Annotated in this window: 18 protein-coding genes; 10 read left to right on the plus strand and 8 right to left on the minus strand. The window is 71.1% G+C overall.

The annotated features are described in order from the left end of the window. Positions 1-8: 8 nt before the first annotated feature. The 4 genes from HC028_RS09305 to HC028_RS09320 form a co-directional block, all read right to left on the minus strand. Positions 9-701 (minus strand): FadR/GntR family transcriptional regulator, encoded by a 693-nt coding sequence (locus tag HC028_RS09305; RefSeq protein WP_168075310.1) that lies wholly within the window; start codon positions 699-701, stop codon positions 9-11. A gap of 36 nt (positions 702-737) precedes the next feature. Further along, a complete protein-coding gene (locus HC028_RS28425; protein ID WP_168075312.1) occupies positions 738-1259 on the minus strand; it encodes a PH domain-containing protein in 522 nt (173 codons plus the stop codon). A 133-nt stretch (positions 1260-1392) separates the two neighbouring features. Next, positions 1393-2301, minus strand: a complete 909-nt coding sequence (locus tag HC028_RS09315; protein ID WP_168075314.1) for a hypothetical protein — start codon at positions 2299-2301, stop codon at positions 1393-1395. Between the two features lie 53 nt (positions 2302-2354). Next, the gene (locus HC028_RS09320; protein ID WP_239075474.1) at positions 2355-3032 is read right to left on the minus strand and encodes an RNA polymerase sigma factor; all 678 of its coding nucleotides are present in this window, start codon (positions 3030-3032) and stop codon (positions 2355-2357) included. 182 nt (positions 3033-3214) lie between these two features. Between HC028_RS09320 and HC028_RS09325 the strand changes: the two genes are divergently transcribed. From HC028_RS09325 to HC028_RS09345, 5 genes are all read left to right on the plus strand, one after another. Continuing rightward, on the plus strand, positions 3215-3430 hold the full coding sequence (locus HC028_RS09325; RefSeq protein WP_168075202.1) for a hypothetical protein: 216 nt from the start codon (positions 3215-3217) through the stop codon (positions 3428-3430). A 194-nt stretch (positions 3431-3624) separates the two neighbouring features. After that, positions 3625-5541: a serine/threonine-protein kinase gene (locus tag HC028_RS09330; RefSeq protein WP_168075324.1), complete on the plus strand. Its 1917-nt coding sequence runs from the start codon at positions 3625-3627 to the stop codon at positions 5539-5541. Between the two features lie 80 nt (positions 5542-5621). Continuing rightward, entirely contained in the window at positions 5622-6905 is a 1284-nt protein-coding gene (locus HC028_RS09335; protein ID WP_168075326.1) for an FHA domain-containing protein, read from the plus strand. A 1-nt stretch (position 6906) separates the two neighbouring features. Further along, the gene (locus HC028_RS09340) at positions 6907-7389 is read left to right on the plus strand and encodes a hypothetical protein (RefSeq protein ID WP_168075328.1); all 483 of its coding nucleotides are present in this window, start codon (positions 6907-6909) and stop codon (positions 7387-7389) included. Positions 7390-7465: 76 nt separating this feature from the next. After that, positions 7466-9583 (plus strand): DEAD/DEAH box helicase, encoded by a 2118-nt coding sequence (locus HC028_RS09345; RefSeq protein WP_239075473.1) that lies wholly within the window; start codon positions 7466-7468, stop codon positions 9581-9583. A gap of 89 nt (positions 9584-9672) precedes the next feature. Here the strand turns inward: HC028_RS09345 and HC028_RS09350 are convergent, their stop codons facing one another. After that, positions 9673-10641, minus strand: a complete 969-nt coding sequence (locus HC028_RS09350; RefSeq protein WP_168075330.1) for a C40 family peptidase — start codon at positions 10639-10641, stop codon at positions 9673-9675. Between the two features lie 151 nt (positions 10642-10792). Between HC028_RS09350 and HC028_RS09355 the strand changes: the two genes are divergently transcribed. Then, entirely contained in the window at positions 10793-11962 is a 1170-nt protein-coding gene (locus HC028_RS09355; RefSeq protein ID WP_168075332.1) for an SAM-dependent methyltransferase, read from the plus strand. A 179-nt stretch (positions 11963-12141) separates the two neighbouring features. Here HC028_RS09355 and HC028_RS09360 read toward each other — a convergent pair whose 3' ends face one another. Continuing rightward, a complete protein-coding gene (locus HC028_RS09360) occupies positions 12142-13770 on the minus strand; it encodes a DEAD/DEAH box helicase (protein WP_168075334.1) in 1629 nt (542 codons plus the stop codon). Positions 13771-14088: 318 nt separating this feature from the next. Here HC028_RS09360 and HC028_RS09365 point away from each other — a divergent pair, with 318 nt between their 5' ends. After that, the gene (locus HC028_RS09365) at positions 14089-14745 is read left to right on the plus strand and encodes a ferritin-like fold-containing protein (protein ID WP_239075472.1); all 657 of its coding nucleotides are present in this window, start codon (positions 14089-14091) and stop codon (positions 14743-14745) included. A gap of 75 nt (positions 14746-14820) precedes the next feature. Here the strand turns inward: HC028_RS09365 and HC028_RS09370 are convergent, their stop codons facing one another. Together HC028_RS09370 and HC028_RS09375 are read right to left on the minus strand one after the other, a co-directional pair. Then, complete coding sequence (locus HC028_RS09370) at positions 14821-15048, minus strand: DUF3107 domain-containing protein (RefSeq protein WP_168075336.1); 228 nt, start codon at positions 15046-15048, stop codon at positions 14821-14823. Positions 15049-15100: 52 nt separating this feature from the next. Then, a complete protein-coding gene (locus HC028_RS09375) occupies positions 15101-15739 on the minus strand; it encodes a TetR/AcrR family transcriptional regulator (RefSeq protein WP_168075338.1) in 639 nt (212 codons plus the stop codon). Between the two features lie 90 nt (positions 15740-15829). On the opposite strand from HC028_RS09375, the gene HC028_RS09380 reads away from it, so the two are divergent. From HC028_RS09380 to HC028_RS09390, 3 genes are all read left to right on the plus strand, one after another. Then, positions 15830-18232: a hypothetical protein gene (locus HC028_RS09380; RefSeq protein ID WP_168075340.1), complete on the plus strand. Its 2403-nt coding sequence runs from the start codon at positions 15830-15832 to the stop codon at positions 18230-18232. Between the two features lie 111 nt (positions 18233-18343). Next, a complete protein-coding gene (locus HC028_RS09385; RefSeq protein ID WP_168075917.1) occupies positions 18344-19411 on the plus strand; it encodes an alpha/beta fold hydrolase in 1068 nt (355 codons plus the stop codon). A 565-nt stretch (positions 19412-19976) separates the two neighbouring features. Further along, on the plus strand, positions 19977-20726 hold the full coding sequence (locus HC028_RS09390) for a DUF3152 domain-containing protein (protein WP_168075342.1): 750 nt from the start codon (positions 19977-19979) through the stop codon (positions 20724-20726). Positions 20727-20775 lie beyond the last annotated feature (49 nt).

The raw sequence follows: 20775 nt of genomic DNA on the forward strand, positions 1-20775 counted from the left end.
TCGTGGCGTTATTGGGGGAGATCAACGCGGACAAGCGTGGCGCGTAACCGGTGGTGCAGGCGGGCGACGTGCGCGGCGGTGGCCGCACGGGCCGCGTCGGCGTCACGGTCGACGAGGGCCGCGACGATGCGGCTGTGGTCGTGGTACACGTCCGCGCGTACGTCCGCATCGGCCCCGCCGGCGAGGATGCGGGCGTGCAGGGCCGGCGGGGAGATCGCCTCGACCAGGGTCGCGATCGGCTCACTGCCGGACAGTTCGAGAAGCCGGCGGCGGAAGGCCAGATCCGCGTCGAGGCAATCGGCCGCCGAGGCGCCCGGAGCGCCCTTCTCGGCGATGGCCGAGAGGGCCTCGACGTCGTCGGCGGTGACCCGCGCGGTGGCGAGCGCCGCGGCGTGCGGCTCGAGAGCCATCCGCAGATCGAGCAGTTGGACGAGCGCCTCGTCGGGCAGGATGTCGCAGGCTGCGGCTAGTGGCTGCAACAGCAGTGGCGGGCGCAGGCTGGAAACGTACGTCCCGTCGCCCTGCCGGCTGACGAGGATGTTCATCGCCGTCAGTGAGCGGACCGCCTCGCGCAGGGCACTGCGCGACAGCCCGAACTCGTACGCGAGGTCGTCCTGGCTGGGAAGTCGACTGCCCGGACCGAGTTCACCGGAGGCGATCATGCCCTTGATCCGCGTGATCGCCTCGTCCGTCACCCTCATGCCGCCCCTCCCTTACTCCGGAAGGGACTGTAGGCATCAGATGTTTCGGGGACCTGCCGCAATGTTGCGAGTGTGTTGCCGGTACGCGTTCAGGTGCTGGCGCAACTCCTGGTAAGCCGCGTGGAAGGCGTGCCGGCGAAACGCGAAGTCGATTCCCTGTGCCCACAGGGTCGTCTCGATCGGAGCGCCCTCGCGCGGGTCGAGGTGGACGCTCATCCCACCGGCAACCTGCAGCCGACCGACCGAGTGCCGAGTCTCGCGGACGGTGATCCGCTCGACCTCCGACCAGGGCACCGTGCGGCTGCCGAGCAGGCCGACCACCCGCACACCGTGGTCGCTCACGTACACGCCCATGCGCAGGATCCGGTAGGAGGCCACGACCCAGACGGCGAAGAGGGCCAGGACGAGTAGGACCGTACCGGGAGTCGTCCACCCGATCGCCGGTTGAAGCATCTGCTGCGTGGTCCAGCCGAAGAAGGCCAGCCCGAAAAGCTCCCAGGCCACCACCAGCCACCGGCCTGGGCCGGGCGAGTAGGGCCGGTGCCATCGTGTCGTCACCGGACGAGTGTGGCAAACGCCGCGCGCCGGTGTGCTCGACATTCGGTCAGTAGATAAAGAAACAGGCTCGAATTCGGTGCCCGCCACGCCCACCGTGGGGGGGACGGTGGGCGTGGCGGTGCTAACCGGCGTCCTACTCGGGGGAGGAGGACGCTTGCGCCGACCGTGAACTGGGGCTGGGGGACGTGTCACGGTCCGCGGTCTCGGTGCCGGGCTGGCTGGGCTGGCCGGGCTGGCTGGGCTGGCTGGGCTGGTTCTGTCCGGGCTGGCTGGGCTGGTTCTGTTCGGGCTGGTTCTGGCCCGCGGACTGCGGCGGTTGCGGGTGCTGCGACCACCAGTCGCGGTACCGGTCCCAGGGTTGGCCGGTGGGCGGCGTCCCCGGTCCGGTGGGCCCCGCGTCGCCCGCCGTACCCAGTACGTGCGCGCAGAAGGACCAGACCCAGTCGGCCTTGCCGCCGGCCAGGGCGATCAGCGCGGCCAGGGTTTGACTGTCCAGTCCTTTGATCTCACTTCCCGCCTGCCTGTTTCGCGGATCGGCGAGAAAGGCGAGGCAGAGCTTTTCCGGTGACGGGTGTGGCGATCGCGTCAGTGCGGCCGTAGGCGTCCGGGCCACGGCCGGCGGTGCGCTGGTGAGTGCGGCGGTCGCGGCCGGTGAGGGTGCGAGGACCTCGGACGAGGCGACGGGGCCGGGGGCGAATCCGGACGTGCCCGGAAGCGTGGTGAGGCCACCGGCGGCAGCCACGGCCGCACCGCCGGCGGCGGTCACCGCGAACACGGCGGCCGCCTTCACCGTGAAAATCCGGGTGAGTAGTGCCCGGCGTCCGGGCGAGGGAACCGGGGCGCGGCCGGCCTGCCGGAATGCGGCGACGGCCGTCTCTTCCCCGACCAGTTCGTGTGGTCGCGCCGGAGCGGTCGCTGCGGCGAGCAGGCGGCCGAGCGCGCCGCTAGCGGCGCGGTGTCGCTCTCCTCGCAGCAGGGACTCAGCGGCCAGCGGCGACTCTTCGAAGCCGCGGTCCAATCCGGGAACTCCGTCTCTCCCCATCCCACGTCCTTTCAGCGTTCGCGGTCCCGCTGGCGTTACTCCCTTCTCGAAATTCATCGTTTTCGCAGCGTGTCGGTGGCCTGTCGATGTCGCTCATCCGGCTCGCCCACCGGCTTGCCCGCCGGCGCGAGATGTTGGGCGAGGCGGCGTAACCCGCGGTGTGCGGCAGTTCGCACCGTGCCCGGCCGCTTGCCCAGAACCCGGCCGGCGGCTTCGGCGGAGAGTCCGAGCACGACTCGCAGCATCACCGCCTCGGCCTGGTCGCGGGGCAGTGTGGCGATGAGCGAGATCGCGACGTCGGTCGAGAGCGCGTCCAGTGCGCCGCCGGCCGTGTCGTCAGCAGACGCGAGTTGGGCGAGCTCTTCGATCGGTATGTCGGCGGCTGGTCGCCGGCGTAGCCGTCGCAGTTGGTCCAGGGCGCGGTGCCGGGCGATCGTCGCGGCCCAACCGCGGAACGCGTCGACGTCGCCGCGGAATCCGCGCAGCCCCCGGGCAATCTCCAACCAGACGTCGGCGGCCACGTCCTCGGCCTCACCGGGCACGAGCGTGCGCAGGTAGCGCAGCAGACGCGGCTGCACCTCGCGGTACAGCAGCCGGAACGCGTCTTCGTCACCGCGCTGTGCGGCGGCTATCAGATCCGCGTTCTCCGGCTGGCTCCCCCGGCTGGACCCGACGTTCGACGGTCCATATAGGACAACGCTGAGGGACTGCCCATGTTCGCCCCGACCCACCCGGAACATGATGGGGTAGTTCTGGTCGGGTGGGAAGTTGTTGAGTTCCTCGGTAGGGAAATTTCGGTGGGCGGTGGTGTGGTAGCGACGAACGGTCGAGGTGCAGTGTCCGTTTTGTGGGATACGTGCTTTGTTTCGTCTCGGTGCGTGTGACGGTGCTGACCGCGGGTAAGAGGATTGGCATGACCGCACCGGAACGCGATGACGAGTGGCACCGTAAGCACGATCATCCCGACCTGTTCGCCAAGCTCCAGCCTCGCACCGGGGCGGAGCAGCCCTGGGAGCCGGAGGACCTGGTCCACGCCCAGGGCAAGGACGTGACGCCGGACCATCTGGAGGACGCGCGCCGGGAGCTCCAGACCTGGGGGCCGGCCGCGATCGAGAAGACCGTGCCGTAGCGGTGTGGTTGCCGGCGCCGCACCTCGCCTATGCCGGCGCTCTTTCACGGATCATCGGATAATCATGCGTACCCGACTGTAGAGTCCGGACTAGAACGTGCGTCGATCCGAGCCGCAACGCATTGCGCGTTGTCACGTAACACCTTCAAGCCGAATTGGTTGAGACGGTCGTTGATCGGGGCGGGGTTAGTCAGGTGGAGGCGGTCGAGGTACTGGGGGATCGCTACCGGCTCGTGGAGCGCCTCGGCACGGGCGGGATGTCCGTCGTGTGGCGCGCCTACGACGAGGTGCTCAACAGGCCGGTGGCTATCAAGGTTCTCGCCGCCAAGCTGGCGGCGGACCAGCACTCACGAGAGATGATCCGGGCGGAGGCCCAGGCTGCGGCCCGGCTGTCCCACCCACACATCACGAACGTCTACGACTACGGCGAGTCCACCACGCGAGACGGGGACACTGTTCCGTACGTCGTCATGGAGCTCATCTCCGGGCGTACCCTCTCCGAGCGCTTGATCGGCGGACCGCTGCCCTGGCGAGCGGCGCTGCGGGTCGGCGCGGAGGTCGCGGCGGCGCTCGCCGCGGCACACGCCCGGGGGCTCGTCCATCGCGACGTCAAACCCGGCAACGTCATGTTGACCTCGTCCGGGGTGAAGGTCGTCGACTTCGGGATCGCCGCAATCGCCGGTGAGACCGGCGAACCGGGCCCCGAGGGCATCGTGCTCGGCACGCCCGCCTACCTTGCACCCGAGCGGCTCGCTGGCGGTCCGGTCCAGCCGGCCACCGATGTGTACGGTCTTGGCCTGCTGCTCTACCGGATGTTGACGGGCGAACTGCCCTGGGCGGCCGAGACCACGACGCAGATGATCAACGCGCACGTGTACGCCGAGCCCGGGCCGTTGCCGCCCATCACCGGCCTGCCCGAGGGAATTGCCGAGCTGTGCGCGCGGTGCCTGGCGAAGGACCCGGCCGACCGGCCGACGAGTCGGGAAGTCACACAGGCGCTCGCCGCGGCCGCCGGTACCCGGGTGCCATTGCCGATCGGCAAGGACGACCCGGACTACCTCGGGCTCGATCCGATGCTGTTCGCGCACAGCCCGCTCGCCGGACGGCCACCGGGGCGGCTGCGCCTCGCCGTCGCCGCCCTGTTCGGTTCGGGCGTGGACGCCAGCGCCGACACCTCCATCCTGCCAGCCTCGATCATCGGCAGCGCTGCGATCCGTAGCCTGGGCCGGTTCCGGCGCCGGCGCGCGTTCCAGGTGGTGGGAGCGACGGCGGGTCTCGCGACCGCGGGTCTCATGCTGACCACCTGTGCCGATCTGCCACACGGACAGGGGACGCCGCTCGCGATCGCCGGGCAGTCCGGCGTCAGCCGCGCGCCCTGTGTCGTCCGGTACGTGACCCGCTCCGACGATGCCAGCACGTTCAACGTCGAGGTCACCGTGACCAACAGCGGTGCCAGCCGGCTGGACCGGTGGGCGTTGCAGTTCACCTTCACCGGTGACCAGACGTTGCGGGAAGGGTCGGCCGGCGAGTGGAGCCAGTCCCCGACAGGCGTGGTCACCGTACGCGGCCCGGCGTCCGAGCCGTCGCTCGCCGTCGGTGCCACCAGAACGCTGAGCTTCTCCGCCGGGTACCACGCGGCCAACCCGCTGCCGACGGAGTTCGCTCTCAATGGCGCGGCATGCTCGTACGTCCTGGTTGGCGCCGCGGGCGAGACCAGAACGGGTGGGCCGGGCGCGAGTCCGAACACGGCATCCGATGTGGAGGCTGCCGGTGCTGACCCGGCGGCCGTCGGTGACGCCGCCGGCGGCGCGCGGCGCAACGGGGCCGGCGCAGGGGCGCCGGTCGGCGGTCCACCCGTCGACGGTCTGAACGCGGTTCCCGCCGCCACCGCCGGTGGCGGCTCGACCGGTGGCGGTTCGACCGGAGGCGGTGCCGATCCCGGGCACCCGAGCGTCCAGCCGTCCCCGACCGGCGGAGGCGCTTCACCCAGCGCACCGGCTGAGGTCCCCTCGACTCCAAGCGCGCAGCCGAGCTCCACGGGTCCGCCGTCACCGACGCCCGGCCCCGAACTGTCCCAGGGCGGCACGTCGCCCGAGCCGAATCACTCCTAGCCGGTAATCACCGCCGATCATCGCCAGCGGTGATCGGTCCTCTAGGGTGACTGCTGCAAGCATGCGAGCTGGAGGTGGCCGTGCGCTTCGAAGTCAGCCATGCGATGGACACCATCGAACGGCGTCTCACCACCGACGTCGTGATGGCGCAGGCGGTCGTCGATATCGGTGAGATCGTCCGGTGCACCGATCTGGACGACGGCCGATCGGTCAACCTGATTCGCGTCGGCATGGTCGTCGACGCCTTCGGGCGCTACCTGCGTGACGGCGGAGCGATGATCTACCCCGTCGCGTCGCGTCAACTGCTCTCCGAGGCCGCGCTGACCGCCAAGGAGCGGATGGTGCTGGGTCGGTGGACCGACGAAGGACTGATCGAGACGGTGCGGGACGCCGCCGCGCGGGTTCTCGAGATCGCCGAGCTGACCGGTCTGCCCGTCATCGGTCTGCGGGACCACGCCGAGGTGGCGAAGGAGTGCGAGTGGCTGCGGGACGCCCCGCTCCGGGTGCTGGCGGTGAGCCCGCGCGGCGGCGGCGCGCTGCTGACCGACGGCACGGGTGGCACCGGCGGAGTGGTGCTGTCCCGGCGTGGTGGAGAGGCCGGCGATCCGGTGCCGAAGATGACGCCGGTACCGAAGGCGGAGGAGGTCGGAGAGGAGGACCGGAGGCAGGTACGGATCTGGCCCGACCCGACCGAGCCGGTGTACGAGCCGCTGCCGGAGCCGCCCGATTACCTGCCCGCGTCCAGCCCGACCGGCACCGCTCTGATCGCGCGCGCCTGGCGTTGTGACGAGTTCGGCTGCCCGAGCTTCGGTGCGGACCGCAGCCTCGGCCAGCCCGTGCCGCGGTTGCGTGACGGTAAGCCGGTCTGTCCCCGCCACGACGAGCCGCTGCGCGACATCGGGACGCGGCGGCCGGCCGTACCGATGACTCTGATCGTCGACGGGCTGCGGCGCCGGCACTTCGTGGTGATGGCCGACCGCCCGGTGTTCGTCGGTCGGGCTCCGGAGGAGCCGGACTCCGTCGGAGTCAACGAATGGCTGCACGAGGCCGCGTCGAGGTGGATCAGCCGTACCCACCTGAAGTTGGAGATCCGCGACGACCGGCTGGTGGCGACGGACGTCAGTACGAACGGCACTCTGGTCTGGGTGCGTGCCAACCCGGGTGACCGGCCGGACACGTTCCGGCTGACCCGGGGCAAGTCCTACCCGCTGGGGGAGTGGGACAGCGTCGAGATGTACACCGGCATCGAGCTTTGCCGTGCTGACCGGCGTCCGCGGGGTGTCGACGAGTCACGCGACGAGCCGCCGTCGGTGCTCACCGACGCGCCCACGTCCGTGATGCGCCAGCTGTCGTCCAATGGTTGAGGTGGGCGAGGAGACATCGCCTGTCCTGCCCCGGATCCGACCGGTGCCGTGGTGGATCGCTCCGGTCTTCGCGCTCCTCGCCCTGGTGACCGCTCCGTGGACGGTCTACCTGGCGGTGACCCTTCCGCAAGACATCCGGACCCGGAACTACCGGATCGCGTGGGTCGGCTTCGACATAGGTCTGATGGTGCTGCTTCTACTCACCGCGATCCTGGCCTACCGCGGGCAGCGGCACATGGTGATGACGGCCACCGCCACCGCGACGGCGCTGGTGATCGACGCCTGGTTCGACATGGTGACGTCGCCGGGCGGTGACGAGCTGATCGTGGCGGTGGCGACCGCTCTGTGCGGCGAGTTGCCGCTGACCGTCCTGTGCCTGTGGATAGCGCTACAGGTGGACCGGCTCATCGCCCGGCGGTTGGCGCAGTTGGAGCGCCGGGCCGCCCGGGGGACCCGCTGGCGTCTTCGATACCGGCGGCGCTGACCGCCGCCCCTGGTACTGCGCGCCCGGGCGAAGTGTCACCGGCTGCTGGTACAAAGGCCTGGTGAATGGTGGTCGGGTGGACGAACGGGAAGCGACGAGGGCGCGCGCCGAGGAGGTGCTGCGGGCGCTCGCGGGGCCGGAGGCGACGCTCCGGCCCGACCAGTGGCGCGCGATCGAGGCGCTGGTGATCGACCGGCGGCGGGTGCTGTGCGTGCAGCGCACCGGCTGGGGCAAGTCCGCGGTCTACTTCGTCGCCACGGCTCTCCTGCGCGGTGCGGGCGCCGGCCCGACCGTCATCGTCTCGCCGTTGCTGGCGCTGATGCGTAACCAGGTCGACGCGGCGGCCCGGGCCGGGATCGTGGCTCGCACGATCAACTCGGCCAACCTCGAAGAGTGGGAGCAGATCAACGCCGAGGTGCACGCCGGCGAGGTGGACGTGTTGTTGATCAGCCCGGAGCGGCTGAACAACCCGGACTTCCGGGACGGGGTGCTCCCCAAGCTCGCGGCAACGACCGGCCTGCTCGTCGTCGACGAGGCGCACTGCGTCTCCGACTGGGGGCACGACTTCCGCCCCGATTACCGGCGCCTGCGCACGTTGCTGGACGAACTCTCCTCGGGTACGCCGGTGCTCGCGACGACGGCCACCGCCAACGCCCGCGTCACCACCGACGTGGCCGAGCAGTTGGGCGACGCGCTGGTCCTGCGCGGCACCCTTGACCGGGAGTCGCTCCGGCTGGGCGTGCTCAGCCTCCCGGACGCCGCACACCGGCTGGCCTGGCTGGCCGAGCACCTGGCCGATCTCCCCGGCTCCGGCATCGTCTACACCCTCACGGTAGCGGCAGCGCAGGAGACGACCGCGTTCCTGCGGGCGCGGGGATACCCCGTCGCGTCCTACACCGGGCAGGCTGAGGATGCCGACCGCCGAGCCGCCGAGGCGGACCTGCTCGACAACCGGATCAAGGCCCTCGTCGCCACCTCAGCGCTCGGGATGGGCTTCGACAAGCCCGACCTCGGATTCGTCGTGCACCTCGGCGCGCCGTCGTCTCCCATCGCGTACTACCAGCAGGTGGGCCGGGCCGGCCGGGCGGTGCGCAACGCCGACGTGCTGCTGTTGCCAGGCCGCGAAGACGAGGCGATCTGGCGGTACTTCGCCGCGCTCGGGTTCCCACCGGAGGAGCAGGTCCGCGCCACGCTCGACGCCTTGGAAAGCTCTGATCGGCCGTTGTCCACCCAGGCCCTGGAGGCGCGCGTCGACCTGCGGCGCAACCGCCTCGAACTGATGCTGAAGGTGCTCGACGTCGACGGTGCGGTGCGGCGGGTGCGCGGCGGGTGGGTAGCCACCGGGGCGCCGTGGCAGCACGACACCGCTCGCTACGAACGGGTCGCCGCCGCCCGCCGGGACGAGCAGGCCGCCATGCGAGAGTACGCGACGACCGGCGTGTGCCGGATGGAGTACCTCCGCCGCTGCCTCGACGACCCCGCAGCGAGCGCCTGCGGCCGCTGCGACAACTGCGCCGGTCCGTGGTACCCGCCGGCCGTCGCCGGCGAGGCGCTCGCCGCGGCGCAGGCGCACCTCGGGCGGGTCGGTGTCACCGTCGCGCCCCGGCAGTTGTGGCCGACCGGGCTGGCAGCTGTCGGGGTGCCGCTGTCCGGACGGATCCCGGCGGGCGAGCAGGCCGGGCCGGGCCGCGCGCTGGCGCGCCTGTCGGACCTCGGCTGGGGTGAGCGGCTGCGACGCCTGCTTGCCGAGGACGCCCCGGACGGGCCGGTGCCCGACGACGTCTTCGCCGGGGTCGTACGCGCGCTCGCCGACTGGGCGCGCGGCGACGATCCGTGGCCGGCCCGGCCGGTCGGCGTGGTGACCGTCGCGTCCCGGCGCCACCCGGTCCTCGTCCGCGACCTCGGCGCCCGCATCGCCGCGACCGGCCGGCTCACGCTGCTCGGCTCGGTCGCTCGGGTGGGCGATGAGCGAGGCGGGGGAGCGCGGGGCAACAGCGCCCAGCGGGTCCGCGCTCTTCATGACGCGTTCGCCGTGCCCGACGAGTTGGCGAACCGGCTGGCCGGCCTGGACGGTCCCGTGCTGCTGGTCGACGACCTGGTCGACACGGGTTGGACTACGGCGCTGGTGGCCCGGCTGCTGCGGCGCGCCGGGGCACCGGGCGTGCTGCCGCTCGCGTTGGGGCTCGCCGGCTGATCCATCGGCTGCCACCTGTGACAAGAGGGTCCCCCGCCAGGCGGGGGACCCTCTTGCGCGTTGTTCGGTTGACTCAGCGTTCGGTTGTCTTAACTCACGCGGCCGTAGCCGACGATCGGGGCGAAGTCCATCTGCCGGATCGAGATCCGCTCACCGGTCTGGGGAGCGTTGACGACGCGCCCGTCGCCCGCGTACATCGCGACGTGGTGGAGGTCCCGGTAGTAGAAGACCAAGTCGCCGGGGCGCAGTTCCTCGCGCTTGATGCGCTTGGTCTGCTGGAACTGCAGTGCCGCGCTGTGCGGCAGGTCCACGCCGGCCTGGCGCCATCCGGCGAGGGTCAGCCCCGAGCAGTCGAACGTGCTCGGCCCGGCCGCGCCCCACTGGTACCACTTGCCGATCTGCTCGTACGCGTAGCGCAGCGCGGTGCCGCCCGCGTTCGCCGGGAAAATCGGCACGTACGCGTCCCGGGTGGCGTCGCGGCTGGCCCGCGCTCCGTAGACCTTGGTGCGCAGCGTCTGCAGCTCGTTCAGGTTGCTCTCGATGACCGCCTTCGTCACCGTCAGCTCCCGGTCCTGGGCGGCCTGCTTCCGCTCCAGGTCCTTGAGGTTGCGTCGCTGCGACTCGTACCGGGCGGTGGCGGCGTTCAGCCCTTTGAGGTCCTGGTTGTGGGTGCGTGCGACGTGATCCAGCATCGTGAGTTGGTCCAGCAGCATGCTCGGCGAGTGGGCACCGAGCAGTGCGGTGGCCGGCCCGTCGCCGTTGCTCTTGTACACGCCGGCCGCGATCGTGCCGACCTTGCGCTGCAGGTCCTCGATTTTCTGCTGGAGTGGCGCGAGTTCCGCATCGGTCGCGGCGAGCCGGGTACGGGTGTCGCTCAGGCTCACCCGGGTCGTGTTGTAGTGCTCGACGACGCCCTCCAACTGCTGCCATGCCGTCGCCACCTGGCTGTCCATCTCCGCCGGGCTCGGGTCGGCAGCTGCGCGGGCGGGCCCGAGTACGGCGACGATGGCGGCCGCCGCGACGAAGGCTGTGGCGGCGCGCGCGGCGGTGCCAATCATGCGATGAGAACTCACGTCCCCATAACGACCGAAAATTGTAAAAGCGACGTTTCACCTAAATAGTACATTTGTACGCTCGAACCTGTGGCGAGCGGTGACCGTGGTGGTGACTACTTCGCCGGGCCGATCGGCGTGATGGCAGGCTGAAGAGGTGCCGGAACCTCTCGACGTCGCCCTGACCGAAGTGCGCAACCTGCTCCTGGACCCGGACCGGCTGGTCCGCGCCGTCGCCTCCGGCCGCCGCAGGGGCGCGCAGCCGCGCTGGCAGCGGGTGGAGCTACGGCCCGTGTCGTTGAAGGCCGGCCGTCAACTTCAGGTCATCTCCGACGACGGCGTGCGCCCGTACACCCGCAACGTCGCCTGGGGCCGGGAGGCCGAGGAGATGGTCGACCGGTTGCTGGCGGAGCCGTTCGGCAACTGGTACGTGGAGAGCGCCGACGGCGTGTTGCAGTTGCGGGTCACCAAGCGCGGGGAGGCGCAGGTGCACCGGGCCGCGCCGGTCGCCGGTACAGCTCCGGCGGGCGCGGCTGCCGACGCGCATGACCGGACCTCGACCCACCTCCTCGATCCGGGCGACCCGCTGTTCCAGGTGATCGGTGGGAGCGCGGCCAAGCGCCGTCAGGTCGACGCCTTCCTGCGGGCCCTCGCCGCGACGCTCGGCACTGACCAGTTGCCGCAGCCCCTGCGGGTGGTCGACCTCGGCGCCGGAAACGCCTACCTGACGTTCGCGGCGTACCGGTACCTGACCGCGCAGGGGGTCGACGTCCGGCTGACCGGCGTGGACGTCCGCTCCGACCAGCGGGCCCGCAACGCCGCGCTGGCCGAACGGCTCGGCTGGTCGGACCGGGTCGATTTCGTCGCCGGGACCATCCTGGAGGCCGATGTGGACGGCGCTGACGTAGTGCTCGCGCTGCACGCCTGCGACACGGCGACCGACGAGGCTCTCGCCCGCGCCGTCGGCTGGAACGCGCGCTGGGTGCTAGCCGCTCCGTGCTGCCACCATGACATCGCCGCCCAGTTGCGTGCAGGGACCGCGCCCGACCCGTACCAGCCGCTCATCCGCCACGGGATTCTGCGCGAGCGCTTCTCCGACGTTCTCACCGACGCGGTGCGCGCGGCCCTGCTGCGGCTGCACGGGTACCGGGTGGACGTCGTCGAGTTCGTCGACTCGGTGCACACGCCGCGCAACGTGCTGCTGCGGGCCCGGCACACGGGTGCCCCCGCCACTCCGGAGTTGCGGGCGGAGTACGACTCGCTCATCGGGCAGTGGGGCATCACGCCAGCGCTGGAGCGGCTGCTCGGACCCGTACCCGCCGCATGAGCCGCCGCGCGTCGCCGTGCTCGCGCTCGATGTCCGGTAGCGGGCGCACCTGAACGGGCTTCTCGCCGCAGAGCACCGTGACGGAGGTCGACCTCGCGGAGCGGATGGGTGGGCCGACCGTAGGGCAGATACGACGAAGGGGCGGCCCCGGTCGGGACCGCCCCTTCTCTTTAGTCAGATCACTCGCTGTCGGTCGACGCCGCTCCCGCAGCGCCCCGGCCACCGCGACGACGGCGCCGCCGTGGCCGCTTGGTGGCCTCATCCTCGCCTGTGGGCCGTGGAGCCTCCACGATGGACGTCTCGGCCGATGCCGTAGCCGTGCTGCCCGGCTCCATGCGCCGACGACGTCGCCGGTGCGAGCCCGCCGAGGTGCCCTCGCCGTCCCGGGCGCTGGGCGCTGCCGCGGGCGTACCCGAGGAGTCGTCACGGCGACCACGACGGTGGCCGCGCTTGCCCTCGACATCCTCCAGGCGCTCGGCCGACAGGCCGGCGCGGGTGCGGTCGGCAGTCGGCAGGGTGCCCTTTACCTCCTTGGGAATGTCGAGGTCGGTGTAGAGGTGCTCGGACGTGTGGTACGTCTCGGGCGGCTCCGGCAGGTCCAGGTCGAGAGACTTGTCGATCAGCCGCCAGCGAGGCATGTCCTCCCAGTCCACGAACGTCACCGCCACGCCGGTCGCGCCGGCACGGCCGGTACGACCGATGCGGTGCGTGTACGTGTCGGCGTCTTCGGGGCAGTCGTAGTTGATGACGTGCGTGACGCCGGTGACGTCGAGACCGCGCGCGGCGACATCGGTGGCGACCAGTACGTCGATCTTCCCGGCGCGGAACGCGCGCAGTGCCCGCTCCCGTGCGCCCTGACCCAGGTCACCGTGGACGGCCGCGACCGCGAAGCCACGAAAGTCCAGCTCTTCGGAAACCTTGTCGGCGGCGCGCTTGGTACGGGTGAAGATCATCGACAGGCCACGCCCCTCGGCCTGCAGGATCCGGGCGACCACCTCGACCTTGTTGAGCGGGTGGGCGCGGTAGACCACCTGCCGGGTGAGGGGCGACGGGCCGGTCAGGTCGTCGTGCTGGGCGTGGATCGTCACCGGCTGGCGCATGAACCGCCGGGCCAGCGTGACGATCGGGTCGGGCATGGTGGCGGAGAACAGCATCGTTTGCCGGTCGTCGGGCAGCATCGACAGGATCTTCTCGATGTCGTCCAGGAAGCCCAGGTCGAGCATGCGGTCGGCCTCGTCGATGACGAGCGCCCGGACCCGGTCCAGGCGTAGCTGCTTGCTCTTCGCCAGGTCGAGCAGGCGGCCAGGGGTGCCGACGACGATGTCGACGCCCCTGGTGAGCGCCTCCGTCTGCGGCTCGTAGGCCACGCCGCCGTAGACCGGCAGGACGCGGATACCGCGGGTGCGGCCGGCGATGTCGAGGTCGCGGGCGACCTGGAGGCCCAGCTCGCGCGTGGGTAGGACGACGAGCGCCTGCGGAAGGCCGTCGGCGCCCTCTTCAGCGGACCTGGTCCGCTGAAGCAGTGGCAGGCCGAAGCCCAGCGTCTTGCCGGTGCCGGTCGGCGCCTGGCCGATGATGTCGGCCCCGCGCAGCCCGATGGGGAGCGCGTGCTCCTGGATTTTGAAGGCGTGGGTGATGCCGACGGCTTCGAGCGCGGCGACGGTCTCGGGGCGAACGCCCAGGTCGGCGAAGGTGGGGCTGTCGGGACGGCCCGGTACGCGGGGAGCGGCTTCAGCCTCGGTGGATTCGGTCGGGGTGAGTTCAGATGCGGCCGCGTTTGCGGCCGTATTGGCTTCCTCGATGTTCATCAAGTTTTCGGGGTGTCTCTCTCGCGGGAGCGCCCCGACTTGACGGGTGCGCTCGGATGTATGGCGCGCGCCACGGGCGAATGGCCTGGGTCTGAACCCCGGGGCGACTGGAAATCGCGGGCCGCGCGCTCGCCGGACGCAGCAGGCGTCGGCGAAATTGAGAACAATGTTATCACTCGCTATATGCCTGCTCAGCTGTGCCGCTTGCGATCCCGACCCGGCGGCCCTGGGGCCGCTGCTGGTGAGGGACCTGCTCGTTACCGCAACTACTTACTGATCGGCACATACTGCGGTCTGTATAAGGAGTAACCTTCCGTCGTGTCTGAGTATTCCGCGCCTATGCCGCCCGTCGCTGAGCTGTTGGGACTGCTCGCGTACGCCGAACTGGTCGCCTTCGATCAGATGGCGGCGGACGCGCGGCTCGCTCCCGATCTGCGTCGGCGGGCCGTGCTCAGTGAAATGGCCGCCCGCGAGATCGACAACTACTGCCGGCTGGCGAATCGTCTGCTCGAACTCGGCGTCGAGGCCGAAGCGGCGATGCGGCCGTACGTGGGGGCGCTGCGCGACTACCACGACCAGACCAAGCCGAAAGACTGGCTGGAGGCGCTGGCCAAGGCGTACGTGGGTGACGGCGTGGCGGACGACTTCTACCGGGAAATCGCCGCGTACCTCGAACCGGAGGATCGTGACCTCGTGCTGGACGTGCTGCACGATTCCCGGCATGCCGACTTCGCCGCGGCCGAGCTGAGGGCGGCGATAGCGGCCGACCCGAAGGTGGCCAACCGGCTGTCGATGTGGTCCCGCCGACTGGTTGGCGAGGCGCTGTCACAGGCGCAGCGGGTCGCCGGCGAGCGGGTGGCGCTCGCGGGGCTGATCGCATCCGGCGGCGGGGACCTGTCGGACGTGCAGGCGTTGTTCAAGCGGCTGACGAGTGCTCACACCGCTCGCATGGCCGCAGTGGGCCTCAACAACTGATCGCATTCGTGATCTTGGACACCCAGGCCCGCGGAATGGCCGGTCTGGGTGTCCAAGACCGCGAGATGACCCCGCTCAGGCCGCAGTGAACCCCACCGCGCGCGGGGAGGACTCGGCAATTTCGATGTATGCGAGCTTGTCGACCGGCACGATGACCCGGCGGCCCTTCTCGTCGAAGAGCGTGAGAACACCGTCTCGGCCGGAGAGGGCCTGAGCCACGGCCTGCTCGACTTCGGTCGGCGACTGGGCACTCTCGAGCACGAGCTCGCGGGGTGCGAACTGTACGCCGATCTTGACCTCCACGTCTTCCTCCTTGATCAGGCGGCCGGTTCGCCGCCTCCGAAGGGTAACGCGATCAGGACTGCTCGCCTTGCAGCGGGAAGCTCGCGATTCCGCGCCACCCCAGGGTGGCAAGCAACTGCACCGCTTCAGCCTTTCGCACCTGGCGGCCGCCCGCCAGCCAGAACCGGGCCGCGGTCTCGGCGGCCCCGACCAGGCCGGCCGCCAGCAGCTCCGCCCGGGCCCGGCTCACGCCGGTGTCGCTCATGATCGTGTCGGTGAGCGCGGCGATGCAGCTCTGCTCGAGCCGCTCGACCCGCTCGCGAACGGCTGGGTCGTTGCGCAGGTCCGACTCGAACACGAGCCGGAACGCCTCGCTCTCATGGTCGACGAAGTCGAAGTACGCCTGCATCGCGCCGTCCACCCGCTCTTTGTTGTCGGGGGTGGCACCCATGGCCCGGCGGACCCGGTCGACGAGCGCGTCGCAGTGGGTGTCGAGCAGCGCGAGATAAAGCTCGAGCTTGCCCGGGAAGTGCTGGTAGAGCACTGGCTTGGAGACGCCGGCGCGCTCCGCGATGTCATCCATCGCCGCGGCGTGGTAGCCCTGGGCCACAAAGACCTGCTGTGCGGCGGCGAGCAGCTGTTTACGCCGCGCCGAGCGCGGTAGTCGCACCGGCCGGCCGGTTTGCTGCATGCCGCTCGTCGCCGAGGTCATCTTCAACCCTCTCCAATCACGCCGCCGGATGCAACTTACCGCTCCTACCCGTTCACGGTAGCCTCACGTCAGGCGACGGAGGAGCGCACGGTGGACGACACGGGACAGCCAGGCGCGGACGCGAACGGTGCGGGCGAACGCGACGGGACGCACGACGGTACGCCCTGGCCTGCCAACAACTCCTCCGAAGACGCCCTACCCGGATGGGGTCAGTATGGCGCTGACAGCCGTTGGCCGCCTGTCGGCACTGCCCGTGTCCGGGCTGACAATACTTCCATCCGGCCCCGTGCTGACCTGCGAACTCCTTACAGCGACCTGATCGCACCGATCTCGCCACCGGCCCGGCCGACGGACGGCGTCGCGAGCGGCCCGGGCGCCGAGGAGCACCCGAACAACCTCACGTTCCCGCCGCTGAACCTCCCCGAGCGGGCGGAGCCGGCCGACGACTTCCCGTACGGGGACCGCCGCGTGGGTCGGGCCTCGGTCGACTACCGCACGCCGTACTCGCCGGCCGCCGACAACGATCCGACAGCCGCCGGGCACGCCCCGGAGGTGCCGATGCCGGCTGCTCCCTCGTTGCCGGCTGCGCCATCTTCCCCCGAACCGCCCGGTGACCGCGCCGGGACCACCCCGCGGCCGCCCCTGTCGCTCGTCCCGCCGCTCGCCGAGCCGACGGCGCCGCCAGCGGTCGACCTGCCGCAACCGGCCACCACCCGGCAGCCTCAGCCGCCCGTTCCGCCGTTTGCCGGGCGACCGGTCGGTGCGGCCCCGGTAGACACACTTCCGGAGCCCGCCGCGCACCCGCTGCCAGCCGCTTACAGCTATCCGCCGCTGTCGGACGCGCCCGCTGCCGACGCCGGGCGTCACTCCGAGCCGGTCGGGGGGCAGTACTCCGACGAGCCCGAACAGCAGGTGCCCCAGTCGGCCGCACCGGGTGGCCGGCACGTCGGCGAGGAGTCGACGGAACGTTCGCCGTGGGCGCCGGCGTCGCTGCCCCCGGGCTACGAACGGATCCCCATCGCGCGGACTTCGCCACCCCCGGAGTACGAGGAGACACCGGTCTACCGCGAGTCTGCGGCCTCCACCAGCCCGTACTCGGCAATCTCCGATCCGGTTGCCCCGCCGGAGCCGATCGCCCAGACCGACTCGCCGTGGCATGAGCCGCGCTGGCCGCAGCCTTCGCTGTCGGAGCCGGCCGGCAGCGTTCCGGGCTGGCCCGAGCGGCCGTCCGGCGGGCCGCGGTACTCGGGTCTGCCGCAGCGGGTGCCGTCAGCGCCGGATGTGCCCGACGTGCCGGGCCTGCCAGAGCCCGAACAGGAGCCGGGCGGCCTGCCGGCCGCCGCTCCCGAACTCGCGCGAATCGCGACCTACCTGCGCGACGAGGACGACGACGGCGCGGCGGCGCACCCCGACGGATTCGAGTTTTCCGCCGTGCTGGCGGCGGTGCGGGGGGTGCCCGGCGTACGTGACGCCCAGCTGCGTGCCAACGCGAGCGGCGCTCAGACACTGCGCCTGGAGTTGGCCGAAGACGCCGATCCGGGCGAGGTCAGCCGTGCGGTCACCCGGCTGCTCAACGAACGGATGGGGTTGGCCGCCGAGCCGAACGACGAGCGTTTGCGCGCGGCGCAGTCGGCGCCTGCCGTCCCCGCGCACCGCCGCGCCCCTGACGACGATGAGGAGACCGTGGGCCGCCTTCGCGACGAGTCGGCGTACGCGGACGACGTCGACCGGCGGGCCGAGGCTGCCGGCGGCACTTCGGTGTCCGAGGCTGCCGGCGGCACCTCGGTGCCCGAGCCGACGGCCGAGGGCGAGGCCGCCCGCCCGCAGGCGGACCAGCCGGGCGGGACCGGGCTGCCGGAGCCCGGCCCCGGGGTCACGACGAGCCGGGAGCTCGGCTGTGGGGTGACCGAGGCGCGCGAGTTCCGCCGTGGGGTGACCGAGGCCCGAGCCCTCGGGGGCAGGGGCGCCCGGAGTCGGGGCGTCGAGGCGTCTGGCAGCCGGTCGTACCGGCGGGGCGGGGACTCTGTTCCGCTCGCCGACCCGGCCCGGGAGTCGGCGCCGGCGCACCGCCCGCTCCCCGGCGGCCCGGGTGCGGTCCGGGTGCTCCTCGACCAGGTCGAGGTGAGTACGCAGGGCGCCGAGGCGGTGGTCGAGGTGCGGTTGTCCGCCGACGCCAGTCCGGCTGTCGGATCCGCCCGCGGGCCCATGTTCGACGGCTATGTGCTGCGGCTGGCGGCGGTCGCCACGGCGAACGCGGTCGACGAGTTGCTGGCGGGTGCGGACGGCTCCCCCCGCGCGCGCTGCTTCATCGAGAACGCCACCGTCGTACCGATGGGCAACTGTGAGGTGGCGGTGGTGGTGCTCCTGCTCGCGCATAGCGGCTGGGTGGAGGAGCTGTCCGGCTCCGCCGTGGTCAACGGGGACCAGCGGCAGGCGGTGGTACGGGCGACGCTCGCCGCGGTGAACCGTCGACTTGAGGCGCTGCTCTCGTAGGTAGACCGGCCTTTTCCCGGGAAGAGTCAAGCCGTTGCTTCGTTAAAGCCGGCCTACGGCATAAGGGAAAGTTAACGGCAAGTCAGTTTCGGGCGAGGCAGTATGGGTTTCATGGAGGCCGCCCGACTTGTGCCGGAGGATGCCCTCCCGGTACCTGAGGGGATCACGCCGGCTTGGCCAGGGCGTTCCGTGGTGGTGGACGGTGCGAGCATCCATGTCAGGGATACTCCCGGCCGGTCCGCACACACGGAACCGGCGGTCTACGTGCACGGACTCGGCGGCTCCTCGCTGAACTGGACGGACCTGGCCGGTCTGCTGGCGGACTACCTCGAAGGTCAGGCGATCGACCTACCCGGCTTCGGGCGCAGCGACCCGGCCCGCAGCTACTCCGTCACCGCGTTCGCCGACCGGATCATCCGCTGGATTGAGCACTCCGGCCGTGGCCCGGTCCACCTCTTCGGCAACTCGCTGGGCGGTGCCGTCGCGGTGTGCGTCGCCGGTACCCGGCCTGAGCTCCTGCGTTCGCTCACGCTGGTGTCGCCGGCGATGCCGTTTCTGGACCCGCGGAGGTCTTTCCACGGCCGGCTTCTGCCGTTGCTGCTCATCCCACGGGCGGACTGGCTCGCGGCCCGCCGGTTGGCCGCGATCGACCCTGCCGACCTGGCACGGATGGTGATCGAGAGCTGTTTCGCCGATCCCACCCGCTTTCCGGAGCAGCGTTTCGCGGAGGCCGTCGAGGAGGCCCGGCTGCGCTACACCGTCCCGGAGTACACCAGCGCCTACGTGCGTACGCTGCGCAGCCTGATTCTGAGCTTCGTCCGGGCGTATCTGCCCGGCTCGGCGTCGCTGTGGCAGGTGGCCCGGAGGATCACCACACCGACGCTCGTCATCGGCGGGCAGCGCGATCTGCTCGTCGACGTTCGGGTCGCCGCGCAGGTTGCCCGGACGATTCCGAACAGCCGCCTGCTCACCTTGCAGGACATCGGCCACGTGGCGCAGATGGAGGCGCCCAGGGTGGTCGCCCGCGCGTTCCTCGGCCTGATCGAGGAGGCCTGCTCGATCAAGGTGCTGCCGGCCGGTAAGAACGAGCGGGCGCGGCGGGCTCGACGCAAGGGTTCCGCTCAGCGGGACATCACTTTTGGTGGTGGCATAACTGCTGCGGGTGAGGCTGCGGGATGATGGTGGGGTATCTCCACCGAAGAGACCTCGCACGTGGCAAGCTGGCTAATCGATGACGTACGGTGCCACGAGCGAGCCCCGCGGACAACGCGCGCGTAGCGCGCGCCAGGCCGACCATGCGCGTAGCGCGCGCCAGGCCGAAAGTACGCGTAGCGCGCGGTCGGCCGGGAACGACCGTGTCTTCGGCGAGCGTGCCGATGGGTCACCCGGCTCGCGACCTGGCTCTGATTGGGCGGACGGCACGTGGCCCTGGCCCGATCCGCGTGGGTACGAGGGTGAGGCGAACCCACGGGTCGGGCACGATCCCGGCATCCGCTATCCCACTCGTGATCCCGATGCGACCGGGTGGTCGCAGACGCATTCGACCCATCCGCGCCCACCACGACGCGAGTCCAGGCAGCGTGCCGCATCCGCATCCGCATCCGTACGGCGCGCCGCGTCCGGACGGCGCGCCGCGTCCGGACAGCGCGTCGCGTCGCGTGGCCGAGGGGCCCGCTCGGGGCGGGGCACCCCGCCGACCCGGCCCGCCCGCCGCGGCTCCCGGCGTACCATCCTTCTCGCCGGGATGGTGTTCGTCCTGGTCACGGCGGCTCTCGGTGGCGCCATGTGGCGCAGCGGTTGGCTGACCGAGTCGCCTGCCGAGCAGGCTGCGCTAGGGTCGGCGACGACCGTTCCCCGCCCGTCCGCGTCGGCTGTCGCGGCCCCGCCACAGGTGACCCCGTCCGCGGCGGCCGCCCCGCCAGCCGTCGTGGACAAGGGAACAGGGACGTTCGTCCAGCTCAACGCCGCGGGCCCGATTCTCGGTACCTCCGGGACGCTGCGCCGGTTCCGGATCGCGGTCGAGAACGGCATCAACGAGGACCCGAACGCCTTCGCGGCAGCCGTCGACCAGGTGCTCGGGGACCCGCGCAGTTGGGTAGCGAGCGGCCAGTTCCGGTTGCAGCGGGTGCCCGCCTCGTCGCCGGCGGAGTTCACCATCTACCTGGCGAGCCCGTCGACGTCCGAGTCGATGTGTGCGCGGGGCGGTCTGCACACCGACAAGTTCACCTCCTGCCGGCTGCAGGGCCAGGTGATCATCAACGACGCGCGCTGGCTGACCGCCATTCCGGACTACGGGGCACCGCTGGACGTCTACCGGACGTACGCGATCAACCACGAGGTCGGTCACCAGCTGGGGCACGGGCACGAGGCGTGTCCGGGGCCGGGGCAGCTGGCGCCGGTCATGCAGCAGCAGACGTACGGGCTGAAGGGCTGCGTCGCCAATCCGTGGCCGTTCGTGAACGGCCAGCGCTACGCCGGCGCACCGATTCCGTAGGCCTGGAATCCCGCAGTTCGGACTGGGTAATGAGGCTCACGTGGGCAAT

This window comes from Planosporangium flavigriseum (genome assembly GCF_011947225.1).
Taxonomy (GTDB): Bacteria; Actinomycetota; Actinomycetes; order Mycobacteriales; family Micromonosporaceae; genus Planosporangium; species Planosporangium flavigriseum.

Excerpts from the sequence above, each read along its gene's own strand:
- HC028_RS09325 (WP_168075202.1), top strand. The coding sequence starts at position 3,215 with ATGACCGCACCGGAACGCGATGACGAGTGGCACCGTAAGCACGATCAT.
- HC028_RS09390 (WP_168075342.1), top strand. The coding sequence starts at position 19,977 with ATGGTGTTCGTCCTGGTCACGGCGGCTCTCGGTGGCGCCATGTGGCGC.
- HC028_RS09305 (WP_168075310.1), bottom strand. The coding sequence starts at position 701 with ATGAGGGTGACGGACGAGGCGATCACGCGGATCAAGGGCATGATCGCC.
- HC028_RS09375 (WP_168075338.1), bottom strand. The coding sequence starts at position 15,739 with ATGACCTCGGCGACGAGCGGCATGCAGCAAACCGGCCGGCCGGTGCGA.
- HC028_RS09350 (WP_168075330.1), bottom strand. The coding sequence starts at position 10,641 with ATGATTGGCACCGCCGCGCGCGCCGCCACAGCCTTCGTCGCGGCGGCC.
- HC028_RS09385 (WP_168075917.1), top strand. The coding sequence starts at position 18,344 with ATGGAGGCCGCCCGACTTGTGCCGGAGGATGCCCTCCCGGTACCTGAG.
- HC028_RS09360 (WP_168075334.1), bottom strand. The coding sequence starts at position 13,770 with ATGAACATCGAGGAAGCCAATACGGCCGCAAACGCGGCCGCATCTGAA.
- HC028_RS09315 (WP_168075314.1), bottom strand. The coding sequence starts at position 2,301 with ATGGGGAGAGACGGAGTTCCCGGATTGGACCGCGGCTTCGAAGAGTCG.